We start from the raw sequence: 14,184 nt of genomic DNA on the forward strand, positions 1-14,184 counted from the left end.
GTTAGCAATATATGCCCAAATGGAACGGCTTCCGGGCGATCGCTTCGCGCTCGGGCTGTACCATCGAGATTATGTCGAAGTCGGGTAAAAGCCTCGCCCGCTACTTCCCAGAGATCGTGACCGTGCTGGCGGCAAAGTATGAACGTGACTTCGTCTTGGATGGAGAACTCATCTTCTTCATCGGCGAGATATTGTCCTTCGACGCGCTGCAGTCCCGACTTCATCCCGCGGCGAGCCGCATCGCTCGACTGTCCGTCGAGACGTCGGCCAAACGGATGTTGTTCGACTGTCTGGCAGTGGGCGGCAGAGATCTGGTAGATGCGCTGCTCGAGAAACGGCGTGCGGCGATCGAGCGCTTCCATGCTGCCGAGGTCAATTCGACTTCGCTGCTCGCGCCTGCGACAACGGATGAACGTCTGGCGTCGGTCACTCCGTCACTAAAGCGCGGATTGGAACCCCAGGCCGCTTCGATCATCTCAATCACTTGTGGATCATAAGGGTTACGCCGAATGATGGCGCGGCGGCTGGAAACGCCGTCTGTGCCGAAGGGTATGGGTTTCGAGTCCATCTCCAGAGCTTTTAAGGAACGATGAACAGGAGCAAGCGATGTGCAACGACTACCGGCTGCTGGTCGATCTCGCCTCAATTGCCGAAGACTTTGACGATCTGTCTATCAAGATCAAGATGCCGGAAGGCACGCCCAACGTGCCAGCGCGCGACGATACATGTCCCGGATACTCCGGCCGCAGGCGGATACATGATCCGTCGTTGAGCCAGAGCCTGCCACGTTTTGGCTGACGTTGCGGGACCTTCAGCCCCCCACGCCGCCAGATGCGCTCGACCCGTTTATGATTCACCGTCCATCCTGCATGGCACAGCAATGCCGTCACCCGGCGATAGCCGTAGCGACCATACTGCTTTGCCAGCGCGATGATGTCCTCCGTGAGCGCCTGTTCGTCATCTGCCCCGCGCGAGATCTTGCGCTGCGTCGATCGATGCTGGCCCAGCACCCGGCAGATCCGTCGTTCGGACACCGGAAGCTCTCGTCGAACATGATCGATGCAGCGTCGCCGCCGCGCGGGGCTCAGAAGTTTCCCCTGGCCGCCTCCTGCAGGATCAGCTTGTCCAATGTGAGGTCGGAGATCGCACGCCGCAGCCGCTGGTTCTCCCTCTCCAGATCCTTCATCCGCCGTGCCTGGTCGGTCTTCAGCCCGCCATATTCCTTGCGCCAGCGGTAGTAGGTCTGTTCGCTAACCGCGATCCGGCGACACGCTTCGGCGGTCGATGCCCCCTGCGATAGCACGATCTCAACTTCACGCAGCTTGCCGATAATCTCTTCCGGCTTGTGCTTCTTGCTTGGCATTCGATGTCCCTTTCGTGGTCCAGACTATCATAGTCTCTGGGCCACTCCGCAGGGGGCAGATCAGGTACACGATAGTCCGCTCGATAAACCAGCTAGCCGTGACGCCGTAAAAGAGATCGTCCGGGCTCAACCCGCCATTGGTGTTGTTCGCGGGGAATAATGTGCCGGTTTCGATACGGATGGATGGTTTCAAACCGCCGCACCCGGCAAATTGCTGGCGTTCTACAGGCCGAGTCTGACACCATCCTCCGCATCACTTTGTGCGCTGCCAATACAACATAACTGCGGTTGAACGGGGGATCGTACAGGCATTTCTTGGTAACAGCAGCCTTTGCATTGTGGCGCACGTACAAGGCTGACACGTCACCGAACATAGCCACTGTGGGGGTGTGACTGCTAGCCAATCCGGCACCATCCCGGTGGGCTTCCTTCAATATAAGAAAGGCTGACTCTGTTATCGCTTGCCAACGGGAATGAAGCTGGCTGGTAACACGCGCTCCGAAATCCACGATATCGATAGCTATTTAGCTGTCGTATCGGTTGGTGCTGCGCAAACTAGCCGTGCATAATGTTCGCAAGAAAATTGGCTTCTAAGGAGCCAGGGCATTCTCAGGGGAGGACTAGACTTGCGCAAGATTCTATTTTGTACGACCACGCTGGCATCAGCGTTGATATTGTCGCCGGGCGCGAATGCGCAGGCGCCGTCTGCGGACAAGATGGCTGATCCTTCGGCAAACGCACAAGCGGATGGGCAACTCGCTGACGACCAGTCTGCGGTGTCAGGCGGACTAGCGGACATCGTCGTTACGGCGCAGCGCCGGGCTGAAAACCTCCAACGTGCGGCAGTGGCTGTTTCGGCGGTCTCAGGCGACGCCATCGTCAATGCGGGCGTGACCGATACAGCAGCGCTCGGCCGCCTCGTCCCGTCGCTGGTAGTCACACCGACCGGCGGCTCCAGCACCGCATTTTACTTGCGCGGCGTAGGCACGCTACAGGCGAACGCATTCGGCGAGAATCCGATCGCGCTCAATTACGGGGGTGTCTATATCGCTCGTCCGAATGCGACATCAGGCACTTTTTACGATCTCGAGCGGGTCGAGGTGGTCAAGGGGCCCCAAGGAACGCTCTACGGCCGCAACGCCACTGGCGGTGCAATTAACGTGCTCCCGCAACGTCCCAAACTCGGTGAGTTCGGCGGTAACGTGACCGCAGAGTACGGCAACTATGATTCCAAGCGCTTGCTGGCCGCGATAAACGTGCCGGTGGGTGACATGGGGGCTGTCCGGCTTGCAGGACAGGTCGTGGATCGTGACGGCTATCTGTCGGACGGCTACCAGGACGAGGTCGGCCAGGCTTTGCGCATGTCCGTGCTCGTTGAGCCAAGCAGCCGCTTTTCGGCATTGTTGGTCGCCGATTACTTCCACCTTGGCGGGAAGGGTGTTGGCGGTGTGCTTGCGCCGGGCTCAGCCTTCGGCAATTCCTCCGGCTTTGCCTATCCGGGCTACGCGGCTCCTCGATTGAAAGACCGCATTGGTGGCGCCGATCCGCGTAGTATCGCGGCGCTTTCGCTTTCGCCAGCGCCGGCCGGCACTTTCCTTGCAAACGGCTTCGTCGTGCCCCCGCAGGATGACGGTTTCAACGATTCGAGCTTTTATGGCGTCGCGCTCACCGTACAGGCCGATCTTGGCTTTGCCGACTTGACCGTTCTACCCGCCTATCGTCGGACAGAGGTCAACAGCCGTTTTTATACATTTGGCTTCCGCGGCATCGCCGACGAGGATACAGATCAAACATCCCTAGAAGTCCGGCTTTCATCCAAGCAGGACCAGCGCTTGCGTTACGTAGTTGGCGCTTATGCCTTTAAGGAGGAGCAGGACGCCGCGAACGCCTTCTACCAAGGGCGGATCTCAAATACCTTGGTCCAGCCACAGCTGGAAACCACGAGCAAGGCCCTGTTCGGCCAGTTTACTTTCGATGTCAGCGATGCGCTTCGTATCGTGGCTGGCGGCCGATACACTGACGAGAAGAAGACGCAGGTGACCCCGGTCCAACTCTATGGTCCTGCTGGGCTGACAGCCTCCGCAATATCGCGTGGTGAACAGAACGAATCCAGGTTTACGTGGAAGGCCGGTATTGAAGTGGATCTAGGCCCCCAGTCGCTTGCCTATGCGAACGTAGCGACCGGGTTCAAGGCTGGCGGCTTCTATGTCGGCAGCGTGGCCAACACCTTCAATCCCGAAAAGCTCACCGCCTATACTATCGGAACCAAAAACCGCTTCCTAGACAACCGCCTGCAGATGAACATTGAAGCCTTTTACTGGGACTACAAAGACCAGCAGATCAGTTTTGTCGGTCCCGTGCAGATCGTGCCGGGCACATATGCCTCGGGCGGCGTCACCGTCAACGCAGGCGATGCGCGTTTCTATGGTGTCGAAGCCGAAATGCAGTACGCGATTGTGCCAGGCGGCATCCTGTCAATAAACGGGTTGTACAACAATACGAAGTACACCTCGTTGAGTTATGTTGCGATTTCGGCCGGCGGCACCCCTCTGCGCAGCGGATGCAGCGTCACGCCAAACACGTCGCTGCCTGTCGCGGCACCGGCCCGCCTCTTCGGCGTCGATTGCGCCGGAAAATCCGGTCTCAATGCACCGAAATGGAGCGGTACTGTTGCATACGAACATACAATTGAACTGGGGAGCGACTACCAATTGATCTTAAATGGCCGCAGCCGCCTCTCGAGCGCTTACTACGTTTCACTCGAATATCTGCCAGAGCAGCGGCAGGGCAGCTACATGCAGAGTGATGCGTCGGTGACTATTCGCGCGCCACTTGGACGCTGGTCATTGACAGGCTTCGTCAACAATATCGAGGGCAATGCTCTCATTGCGGCGTCCGTCTCTCGACCGGTACTGCAGACCGCCTACAATGTGGTTTCGCCCCCGCGGGTTTATGGAGTGCGGGCAAACTTCGAGTTCTGATCGGTTCCCCTGATTCCTACCATCACGGGTTTCCCGAGGCGATGGCGGACAGAACTCATTAACACTGGACTTAGCGGATTGCGGGTTGCCGATTTCGAAAGTTTCGAGCAACCCGTCGTGCCGATCAAGCCGCTGGAGAACGTCATGACTTGGTTGCGTCAGAGCTGGTATCAGATAGGTTGGTCGACGGATCTTGAAGGTGGTCAACGGCTAGCTCGGACCATTTTGGAAGAACCCATAGTTGTATTTCGGTCGGGTGACGGGCAACTGCACGCACTCTTTGATCGCTGCCCGCATCGTTTCGCTCCGCTGTCCCGGGGCACGATCAGCGAACGTGGCATAACCTGCGGCTATCATGGCCTTTCTTTCGGAAAGGACGGCCATTGTCTTGACAACCCGCACGGTCCGATCACGTCGAGAATGCGGGTGCGAGCATATCCGGTGATGGAACGCCATACGGCCATCTGGGTGTGGATGGGTGACGCGGAAAAAGCTGATCCTTCCGCGCTGCCGGATCTCTCATTTATCGATGAAACGCCCGCAGCTGCGCAGATCCACATGTATATGCCGACCAAAGCGAACTACGAGCTGGCGGCAGACAACATTCTCGACCTTAGCCACACGGACTATCTCCACCCGACAAGCTTGGGCGGGATAATGACCGGGAGCAAAGCGAGCATTTGGGAAGAAGGCGATGCTCTCGTCAGCGAATGGCAGGCAATCGCCTGTGATCCGCCGCCTGCTTACAAGCCGATCGTACCGACCGGGAAGGCGGACATCTGGACCCAGGTCAGATGGCATGCCCCCGCGCTCATGGTATTGGGTACGTCAGCCAAACCGACCGGCGTGCCGCGTGAAAGGGCTGACGAAGCCTATACGCTGCACAACATGGTCCCGGAGACGTCCACGACCACACACTATTTCGTGTGCAACACGCGTCGCTTCATGCTGGACAGTGCCGAATTTTCAGAACTGCTGCGAGGTGCCATCACCGGCGCATTTCAGGACGAAGACAAGCCTATGCTGGAGGACCAGCAGCTGCGCATGGGCACGCCGGATCTGTGGGAGCTTGATCCCCTCTTGCTCAAGGTTGACGCCGGGGCTGTCCGGGTCAGACGCAAACTGGCAGCTATGATAGTTGCGGAACAACGAGAGGGCGGCGCTGGGCCCGTTCTGGAAGAAAAGACCATCCCGGTCTAGCATCGCCGACCAACCGAACAACACGCCCTACTGCTACTTTTCACTACAAAGGAACTGGCCACCTGTGATGCTGATGCGATTTCGCCAACCCGCGTTCATTGCTTTCCATCTGCTCTCACGACGCTGCATTGACCGCCCTCCTCATCGACTTTGATGCGGCTATTATAGGGGCAGGTTGCGCTACAAAGGGCTGAGCGACTTATTGCGGCCTTGCGTCACATCCGCGGCGCGAAAGGCGGTGCAGGGCTAGGTAAGCCTCACTACTGCTTGGAGAAAGAAGCGAATAATGTCCAACGTGCGGAGCCGTTGACCATAATAGGCCTATGACTGATATGTCTGTCGCACCCGCCCCTGGACGCCGTGAACAACGCAAGCAAGACCGCCGATGCGCTATCCTAGCTGCTGCCCGCAGGTCTTTTCTCGAGGAAGGTTACGCCGCTACATCTATGTCGGGCCTTCTCAAAACACTTGGGGGATCAAAAACGACGATTTGGAGCTATTTCCGTTCCAAGGAGGAACTTTTTGCAGCAGTTGTGGAAGACGCCACCAGAACGTTTCGCGAGGAGGTGAAGGCGGAATTGTCATTGACGGGCGACCTGGAAGACGCGCTGAGCGGTTTTTGTCGAAGCCTAATGACAAAGGTCGTGGCGCCGGAAGCACTCGCCACTTGGCGATTGGTTGTCGCAGAAAGCGCCCGCTTTCCTGAAGTCGGAAAGATTTTTTATGCGTTAGCGGCTCATCCTACCCAAGCCACCCTCAGTAAATTCATAGCCTATCATATTCGAGCCGCCCGATTGCGGGATGAGGGCGCTGAGAGAATGGCCAATATGTTGATTAACATGTGCAGCGGGCTACAGAACCGTTGTTTATGGGGTGTGTCAGTGCCCCAGCCTGAAGAAATAAAAGCGGATGCATCAGCCTTTGCCAAATATTTTCTCCTTACATTCTCGACATAGAAAATGGTGAAAGCGCGAACAGCGTTTGATAGCAGGCCCGTTCAGGCCGAATGATCAGATACGCACAGCTACTGTTTCCGTCAGTATATTGTGTCGAAACTGAAAATCGTTTGTGCGGCTCAGTCTTCATCGGCGGCGGAACTAGCAATGATTGCTTTTTGTATTAGTCCCAATATCGCCTGAGCGGGTATCGCGCGTGAAATAACGGTTTGTCCGGAACCTATGATCGGGCGGAGATCATTGCCTCGGCGGAATGCCCCCAGCGCGGCACGGAGGAGAGGAGTCGCATAGTCGAGCGCACCTATTCGCCATACAGGTCGGTGCCGAGGGTCGCGCCCACCGCCGCGGCATCTGGGGCAACTAGCTCTTCGCTTGGCGACGGCTGATGATTCGGGGCGCGCTCACGGTCGCCGCGGTCAGCGAAGATCTAGTTATCGCAACAGCCTTCCGCGCGACTGAGATGCAAGTTTGCCAGCTGTAGCGCCTACTGGGCAAGAAACATTCGAGCTACGGGGGCAAGACCGTGTCCCGGGTCGCAGGCAAAAAAGGCATTCACCTCGCTCGATGCCGCGTCCCCATGGTTGACAGTGACAGAAGGACTGATTGCGCGCGCAGTGCCTGATCTAAAGCGCGTCTATCGCATACGAAGCGGCATGGCCTGCAACTTCAGCATTGAGGTTCAATCGCCTGCCAAGCTTCGTTCGACCACAGGGATAGTAAGCACGGAGCCATCAGACCCACCGTCCAGACCGCAACCCTCAAACACCTATGTCAACAAATTCATGAGACTAGTGGGTTAGCCGGTAGCTATTTGCAGGGCAGGTAGCAATCTATCAACACTATCAATTTGGGTGACATCTACTCGCATCATATGAGGTGCGTGGGAGAACAGTGCCTTGCAAAACCAAAATATACTCATCGTCGGGGGCGGAATCGGCGGCCTGACTTCGGGGATTGCTCTTTGTCGCTCGGGCCACCAAGTAACGATTATCGAAAAGGATCCAGATTGGTCCGTCTACGGCGTGGGAATCATCCAGCAGGGCAATGCCATTCGTGCGGTAAAGCAATTGGGCATAATCGACGAATATCTTGACGCCGGGTTCGGCTTTGATTTTGTCGAAATATTCACACCGACAGGACGGAAGGTTGCACGCATTCCATCACCCAAGCTAGTCGAGGGCTATCCGGCAAGCGTCGGAATCGGACGGCGAGCATTACATACCGTTCTTGGTCAGCAGGCACAGGCGGCAGGAGCCAATGTTCGATTGGGTGTTACGGCCGAAGGTCTTGTAGACGACGGAACCCAGGTCACAGTACGCCTCTCGCACGGAGGTTCAGAGCGGTTCGATATAGTGATCGGGGCCGACGGACTATACTCCCGCACCAGGCAACAGACATTTCCCGACGCACCCAAACCGGCGTTCACAGGGCAAGCGGTGTGGCGCTATAACTTTTCGAAACCCCATGAACTTGACTGTCTTCAGGCATATGAAGGCGCGGTAGGTGCTGGGCTTGTTCCTCTATCCTCAGATCTGATGTACATGTTTGTCACCACTCCCGAGCCGGAAAATCCACGGTATCCCGTGGAGGGCCTTGCTGCAACTATGCGAGGCAAGTTGGTCGGCATGCCTGCTGCGATCTCGAAACTGGCGACACAGATAACCGATGATTCTGCTGTGGTTTACAAGCCTCTCGAGACGCTCTTTCTAAGCGGCGACTGGCACAAGGGTCGCACTGTCCTGCTTGGCGATGCTGTTCACGCAACGACGCCGCACTTAGGGCAAGGCGCAGGAATGGCCATTGAGGACAGTCTTGTGCTGGCGGATGAGATCGATCGGGCCAACACGCCCGACGAGGCTTTTGTCGCCTATCGCGCGCGAAGACACGCGCGATGCAAATTTATCGTAGAGACCTCACTTTCGCTCTGCCTCGGACAGATTGGGACTGGTCCGGTCGTCGAGCAGGCAGCAGCCACCAAAGCGATGTTCGAAGTCATCGCGCAATCTATTTGATCGAAGGACAGCCGTCATGAGCCGTGTCACCGAAATTCGCTATGTTGGGTACGCCACGCCCGACTTCGACGCCGAGGTCGATTTCTATGCCTCCAAATGGGGCCTCGATCTTGTACCCTCACATGATGGCATGGCCTATTTCAAGGCCAAGGGCGCATTCGAGCACCACGTCGTGCGTTTACGTCGGGCCGACATGAAACGGATTGATGTGATCTCTTTGGCAGCTGACAGTCGGGAGGATGTCGACGCACTGCACACAAAGGTTTCTGTTTCGGGGGCAACAATCATTTCTAAGCCGCAAGACCTTGCATCGCCGGGCGGTGGCTATGGCTTTCGTTTTTTTTCGCCCGACGGCCTACCATTTGAAATTTCGAGCGATGTCACCCCCGGTGCGGCCGTGGCGGTTGCGCGCTGGGACGGCGTCCCCGTGAAAATCAGTCACATTGTTCTGCACTCTCCCGACCACAAGGCCCTCACGCAGTGGTTCATCGACATACTGGGCTTCCGCCTATCAGACTGGATTGGCGATTTCATGAGCTTCCTGCGCTGCAACTCGGCTCACCACCGTATCGCGATCCTCCCTGGACCGGCTTGCCTCAATCATGTTGCCTATGACATGGAGGGCGTTGATGGAATGATGCGCGGCATTCATCGGTTACGGGAAAAAGCTGTCGACATCCGATGGGGTCCTGGACGCCACACCGCAGGCAACAATACTTTCAGCTATTTTGTAACGCCGTCCGGCTTTGCCGTCGAGTATACTTCCGAGCTCGAAGTTGTTGACGAGGCAACCTGGGAACCAAAGGTGCATGCCCCCTCCCCGCTGCTGATGGACCAATGGGGCATCGGTGTGGGCGGCCCGCAAACCATGCCTCATCCTGAAGCCGATAGTGGCCTATTCCAGTCGGTGGAGGGCTGATCCATGGCCCTTTTTGAGCCTTTCCCCAACTATATCTGGAACCTGTCTGTCGCTATTGCGATGGAGTCTGGCGCGCGGGTTGGCGAGATCGTCGACATCATCGCAGCGGCCAAGGATGCAGCAGGATCAAGCGCCGACAACGGTACTGAAGCGTTCATGAAGGCATGGATGGCCAAGGCCGACACGCTGATTGAACTGGCCATTGAGGACGAAGCTCACGGCCGCATCCTGTCGGCAGGCGTCAAACTTGAGCGGGCTGCACTTTATTTGCTGAACGGTGAGCGTATGCAGGCGCATGGCACTCCGGGACGTACCGAAACCTTCAAGCGCGCTCGAGATTGTTTTGATCGCGGCATGGCACTTTCCAAAGCCAACTGCGTTCGGGTCGAGATCCCTTTGCAAACCGGCACGATGCCAGCTTTATGGACCAGAGCGCCTGGTGGCGGCCAAAAGCCAGCAGTCGTCTATTGTAATGGATTAGATAGTTGCAAAGAGCTGCTGTATTGGTCTGGGCTGCCGCAAGCGCTTGCGCAGCGTGGTATCTCTACTCTTTGCGTTGACCAGCCCGGCACAGGGGAGGCCCTGAGACTCCAAAACCTGCCTGCAACGCCCCACAGTGAGCAATGGGCGTCACGCGCGGTCGACTGGCTCGAAACACAAAAGGATATTGATCCTAGCCGCATAGGAATGACAGGAATCTCGCTGGGCGGCCACTATGCGCCGCGCGCCGTTGCTTATGAACCGCGCTTTGCGTCGGGGGCCTGCTGGGGCGCCAATCACAACTGGGCCGAAGTCCAGCAGAAACGCTTGCGCCAGGAAGGTGAAAATCCGGTGCCTCACTACTGGGCGCATGTCATGTGGGTGTTCGGCGCCAGCGATATGGAAGATTTCCATGCAAAGACGGCCGATATGAATCTCAATGGGCATATGGAAAGGATCAAAGTTCCATTCCTGGTCACGCACGGTGCAAATGACCGCCAGATCGGCGTCGAATATGCTCATCAAGCTTATGCACAACTTACAAACAGCTCAAAAGCCAAGCTCAAGATTTTCACGCCCCGCGAAGGTGGCATCGAGCATGTAGGCGCGGACAACATGTCCTTCGGTCGCGACCTGATCGCCGACTGGTTTGCCGAGACCTTGGGCGGAGCAACCTCATGACGCGACGCTTCATAGACATCTCGATCACGCTTGAGAATGATGTCATCACAGACCCGCCTTTCATGCGTCCACACATTCAATACAGTTCACACCGAGAAACGATGCCGGAAATGGGCCATTTCTTTCCCGGAGTAACTGCGGAGGAAGTCCCTGGGGGCGAAGGATTTGCGGCCGCCGAAACGATTACGCTTTCTACGCACAACGGTACGCATCTTGATGCGCCATGGCATTTCCACCCGACGCAGGATGGTGGCAATCCAGCTATGACGATCGACGAAATCCCGCTGGACTGGTGCTTCCGGCCGGGGGTCAAACTGGACTTCCGACACTTCGCCGATGGCTACGTAGCGACCGCGAACGATGTTGAAGCCGAGTTGGCGCGTATCGGATATAGCCTGCAGCCGTTTGACATCGTTCTTGTAAACACGGCTGCCGGCGGTGCGTTGGGGGACCCCGATTTCGTGAACCGTGGCTGTGGCATGGGCTATGAGGCAACGATGTACCTTACGTCCCGCGGCGTACGGGTGACCGGCACGGATGCTTGGAGCTGGGACGCGCCGTTTCGCTACACGGCGCAGAAAGTTATGGAAACCGGCGATACATCGCTCATCTGGGAGGGCCACAAGGCCGGACGCGAGATCGGCTACTGTCACCTTGAAAAGCTGCACAATCTCGAGGCATTACCCCCGCATGGCTTCATCGTCAGCTGTTTCCCTCACAAGATCAAGGGCGCGTCGGCTGGATGGACCCGCGCAGTCGCAATCATCGAAGATTAATGGCTCGCGGAGCGGTATCCTTACCATCCGGGTCTTCTGAAGTGCTGGTCCTCAAGCAGCTGCCGGCAAGGTAGTGCAACGTAATGGGGCGAGATGGCTTTGGTTCGGATCCCAGAAGGCTCCCCTTCCAAAGCGGAGTTCTGCGCGAGCTGAGCACCTCCGGGTTTGACCAACGCCCAGGCCTTGTTCGGCCATTCCCGCAGAGTCTTGAGCATGATCGTGTCGTCCACGCATGTCGCAATATGCGGCGCTGCATAGTTAAAACGGACTATCTGACCGCGCAAATTTATAGGAACTTCTCGATTATAGCCATTCAATCAATATCCGCAACGGTGCCCACCTTGCCAGCAATGGCTGCAATTCAGTACAGAACATCCAGCGCCTCAGTCCCCACACGAACCAAAGCGGCGAGAGCGTCGAGCTGTACTTCATCTCTTTTTCCACAGCCAATCCTGGTGTACCAGAAGCTTCCGAAATAGTGATGATGTCGTCCTGATTGTCGTTCGAATCACAACGCGGGCACCTGTAGCAGTTAACGTTTCCGCCGCGCGGCCAATGCCACGTGTTAGACCGGTGACAATGGCTGATTTGCTGGACAAAGAAATAAGCGGTTTATGGCCGATGGCTCATCGATAATCTGGTGTTGCTTCAGGCTTGTCCTCCGGCAGCGGCGCACCATTATGGATGTACGCTGGCGCCTCAATCAGGATGAAGGCGATACGACACACTCGTTCGGTCTTGTTCCGCCACAGATGATTGGTGCCGCGCTGGATAATGATGCCGCCCTGCTCAATTGTTTTCCGCGCTCCATCCTCCAGCTCCAATTCAATTTCACCCTCAAGAACAATGCCATAATCAATCGAGTTTGTGCGATGCATTGGGCTTTCTTTTCCCGGTAGCATGTCCACGATACGGATTACAGATCCACCTTCGAGCGTCAGCCCCGCGTCGCGGTGACGACCATCAGTTTCATCATTATTGTCCGCAGGCACGGTTTTCGTGGTCCAGATCAGCAAAAACGACGCATCACCCGACGGGATGAATTTGGTAGGTGAAATATCTTCGGACTTGAACACCGCGCGGCCATCTCCATTATGACCGGTAACAACCCGCTGTACGGGCGGAAGTCCTGAATCAGACAATTCCATAAAAGCTCCAACTTAGATAAAACGGACAGGTTCGGTGAGCAGAATTTTTGTATCTGCCGCTCCGAAATGTGCGAGTGCGGCTGCACCGATGACGGCTACTAGCTCGGGAATATCACACCCTTTTGACAACCCGATTTCGTCAAACTGCGCATAGGGGAAATGACCTTCAATGACTTTCGCGTCGTTGACGACCGCGCCATGCAGGTTCTTGTCAGCGACTATTTTACTCAACTCCTCAGCCCACCCCGATCCAAGATCGAGTGCAGCATCACGAAAGATGAATAATTTAGCCGGCGCTTCATCCGCATACGGCGCAACTTCAATCTCGTGGGCAAGCAAGGCAACTGAGCCTTCAATTTCACGAAAATTGTCTTCATCTGGTCCAATACGGTCACGATAGGCGGCATTGGATTTTGACATGGCGAGGTCAGCCATGGTCGGCGTACGGATGATCGTAACAGCATCGCGATCCTCAAGGATCGAGTCGTCTCGCGATGGCAGATCGCGCACGTAGTGATGCACGTAAGTGGTAAAGCGCCTGGAAACATCTGGTTCATCCACAACCATCGGGCCGTGGATTGACTCAAGATGGTAACGAAGCCCTGCCCTGCTCAGACCAGGACAGGTGCATGGCAAGATGACAAGCTTGACCGGCGCGGGGTCAGAAAGCCCTTCAGCCACGGACAACACGCTGTGCGATGGTCCCAAAGGGTGCGCGGCCCTGAGCATCGACGCCCTCCATCCGCACACTGTCACCGAATTTCATGAAACTCGTTTTCGCCTCGCCCAAATCGATCACTTCAATTCCCCGTCGTTCAGCAATGCAGGATGAGCCTACTTCGCGGAAATTGGCGTTGGAAACTGTCCCAGAGCCTATGACCGTACCAGGCACAAGATCGCGAGTACGGGCAGCGTGGGCCACCAGTTCGTGAAAGCCGTGCCCCATCGGTTCGCCATTTGCGCTGCCGAAATGTGCACCATTCCATGCTACGTTCAGATCCAGGCAGACCCGCCCATTCCGCCAGTTTGCGCCAAGTTCGTCTGGTGTGATTGCAAATGGTGCCATTGTACATGGCGGCTTCGCCTGCACCCAACCAAACCCCGTCTTCATTTCAGGGCCGGCAAGCGCTCGCAGCGACCAATCGTTGATCTGCACGATCAACTTGATATGATGCATTGCTTGAGCGGCGGTGGCGCCCATCGGAACCGCATCGACGATCACGCCGAACTCACCCTCAAAATCTATGCCGAGCGATTCATCAGGAAACTTTACGTCATCGAGGGGGCCATAAAAAGTATCAGATACGCCTTGATACATGAGGGGAACTGTTGTCTCGATAGGATCCATGCCAAGCACTTGGCACATCAGATCACCATGGCTCTGAAAAGCTGACCCGTCGAGCCATTGCCATGCGCGCGGCAAGGGCGCAGAAAGCGCGCTAACATCGAGCGGCTCTTCAAATTTGGTATCAGCCCAGAGATCGGGCGCAATGGATTGCCATTGCTCAAGGGCTAACTGCATGGTTCTCGCCGGAGCGGGGGAATAATGTAGCCCATCGGGTGAGACTGTAACAAGTCTCCCATCTTTCGAACCATCGCGCAGGGTGGCCAGCCGCATCTTTGCTCTCTCCCGTCTAGCTGTCGTCGCTGTCGTTATGGAAGCTGCGC

12 protein-coding genes and 1 pseudogene are annotated in these 14,184 nt (G+C 56.6%); 9 read left to right on the top strand and 4 right to left on the bottom strand.

Features of this window, described 5'->3' with window-relative positions:
• Positions 1-11: 11 nt before the first annotated feature.
• Both BSY17_RS04970 and BSY17_RS21840 read left to right on the top strand, forming a co-directional pair.
• On the top strand, positions 12-497 hold the full coding sequence (locus BSY17_RS04970) for an ATP-dependent DNA ligase (RefSeq protein WP_069064657.1): 486 nt from the start codon (positions 12-14) through the stop codon (positions 495-497).
• A gap of 109 nt (positions 498-606) precedes the next feature.
• Positions 607-798, top strand: a complete 192-nt coding sequence (locus BSY17_RS21840) for a hypothetical protein (RefSeq protein ID WP_069064658.1) — start codon at positions 607-609, stop codon at positions 796-798.
• On the opposite strand, the pseudogene BSY17_RS20835 reads toward BSY17_RS21840, so the two are convergent.
• Positions 717-1,363: pseudogene (locus BSY17_RS20835) on the bottom strand (IS3 family transposase); the annotation flags it as partial. The gene BSY17_RS21840 and the pseudogene BSY17_RS20835 overlap by 82 nt on opposite strands.
• A gap of 626 nt (positions 1,364-1,989) precedes the next feature.
• Between BSY17_RS20835 and BSY17_RS04985 the strand changes: the two are divergent.
• The 7 genes from BSY17_RS04985 to BSY17_RS05010 all read left to right on the top strand — a co-directional run bounded on the left by BSY17_RS04985 (position 1,990) and on the right by BSY17_RS05010 (position 11,368).
• Positions 1,990-4,344 (top strand): TonB-dependent receptor, encoded by a 2,355-nt coding sequence (locus BSY17_RS04985; protein ID WP_069064660.1) that lies wholly within the window; start codon positions 1,990-1,992, stop codon positions 4,342-4,344.
• A 78-nt stretch (positions 4,345-4,422) separates the two neighbouring features.
• Positions 4,423-5,544 (top strand): aromatic ring-hydroxylating dioxygenase subunit alpha, encoded by a 1,122-nt coding sequence (locus tag BSY17_RS04990; RefSeq protein WP_237236422.1) that lies wholly within the window; start codon positions 4,423-4,425, stop codon positions 5,542-5,544.
• A gap of 323 nt (positions 5,545-5,867) precedes the next feature.
• On the top strand, positions 5,868-6,500 hold the full coding sequence (locus BSY17_RS20840; RefSeq protein ID WP_083217045.1) for a TetR/AcrR family transcriptional regulator: 633 nt from the start codon (positions 5,868-5,870) through the stop codon (positions 6,498-6,500).
• An 896-nt stretch (positions 6,501-7,396) separates the two neighbouring features.
• Entirely contained in the window at positions 7,397-8,512 is a 1,116-nt protein-coding gene (locus BSY17_RS04995; protein WP_069064661.1) for an FAD-dependent oxidoreductase, read from the top strand.
• A gap of 16 nt (positions 8,513-8,528) precedes the next feature.
• Positions 8,529-9,431, top strand: a complete 903-nt coding sequence (locus BSY17_RS05000) for a VOC family protein (RefSeq protein ID WP_069064662.1) — start codon at positions 8,529-8,531, stop codon at positions 9,429-9,431.
• A gap of 3 nt (positions 9,432-9,434) precedes the next feature.
• Positions 9,435-10,592, top strand: a complete 1,158-nt coding sequence (locus tag BSY17_RS05005) for an alpha/beta hydrolase family protein (protein ID WP_069064663.1) — start codon at positions 9,435-9,437, stop codon at positions 10,590-10,592.
• On the top strand, positions 10,589-11,368 hold the full coding sequence (locus BSY17_RS05010) for a cyclase family protein (RefSeq protein WP_069064664.1): 780 nt from the start codon (positions 10,589-10,591) through the stop codon (positions 11,366-11,368). Before BSY17_RS05005 ends, BSY17_RS05010 begins: the two co-directional genes overlap by 4 nt.
• 626 nt (positions 11,369-11,994) lie before the next feature.
• Here BSY17_RS05010 and BSY17_RS05015 read toward each other — a convergent pair.
• From BSY17_RS05015 to BSY17_RS05025, 3 genes are read right to left on the bottom strand one after another with little or no spacing between them, the layout of a single operon-like run.
• A complete protein-coding gene (locus tag BSY17_RS05015; RefSeq protein ID WP_069064665.1) occupies positions 11,995-12,516 on the bottom strand; it encodes a cupin domain-containing protein in 522 nt (173 codons plus the stop codon).
• A gap of 12 nt (positions 12,517-12,528) precedes the next feature.
• Positions 12,529-13,197 carry an EthD domain-containing protein gene (locus tag BSY17_RS05020; protein ID WP_171899188.1) on the bottom strand — a complete coding sequence of 223 codons (669 nt, stop codon included), beginning with the start codon at positions 13,195-13,197 and terminating at the stop codon, positions 12,529-12,531.
• Entirely contained in the window at positions 13,190-14,134 is a 945-nt protein-coding gene (locus tag BSY17_RS05025) for a fumarylacetoacetate hydrolase family protein (RefSeq protein ID WP_069064667.1), read from the bottom strand. The genes BSY17_RS05020 and BSY17_RS05025 overlap by 8 nt, the downstream gene beginning before the upstream one ends.
• Between the last annotated feature and the right edge of the window lie 50 nt (positions 14,135-14,184).

It is taken from the genome of Sphingobium sp. RAC03 (assembly GCF_001713415.1).
In the GTDB taxonomy this organism is placed as follows: Bacteria; Pseudomonadota; Alphaproteobacteria; order Sphingomonadales; family Sphingomonadaceae; genus Sphingobium.

Bases quoted from the DNA above. Each gene is read 5' to 3' on its own strand.
- BSY17_RS04970 (WP_069064657.1), top strand. From the start codon at position 12: ATGCCCAAATGGAACGGCTTCCGGGCGATCGCTTCGCGCTCGGGCTGT.
- BSY17_RS21840 (WP_069064658.1), top strand. From the start codon at position 607: ATGTGCAACGACTACCGGCTGCTGGTCGATCTCGCCTCAATTGCCGAA.
- BSY17_RS20840 (WP_083217045.1), top strand. From the start codon at position 5,868: ATGACTGATATGTCTGTCGCACCCGCCCCTGGACGCCGTGAACAACGC.
- BSY17_RS05000 (WP_069064662.1), top strand. From the start codon at position 8,529: ATGAGCCGTGTCACCGAAATTCGCTATGTTGGGTACGCCACGCCCGAC.
- BSY17_RS05005 (WP_069064663.1), top strand. From the start codon at position 9,435: ATGGCCCTTTTTGAGCCTTTCCCCAACTATATCTGGAACCTGTCTGTC.
- BSY17_RS05010 (WP_069064664.1), top strand. From the start codon at position 10,589: ATGACGCGACGCTTCATAGACATCTCGATCACGCTTGAGAATGATGTC.
- BSY17_RS05015 (WP_069064665.1), bottom strand. From the start codon at position 12,516: ATGGAATTGTCTGATTCAGGACTTCCGCCCGTACAGCGGGTTGTTACC.
- BSY17_RS05025 (WP_069064667.1), bottom strand. From the start codon at position 14,134: ATGCGGCTGGCCACCCTGCGCGATGGTTCGAAAGATGGGAGACTTGTT.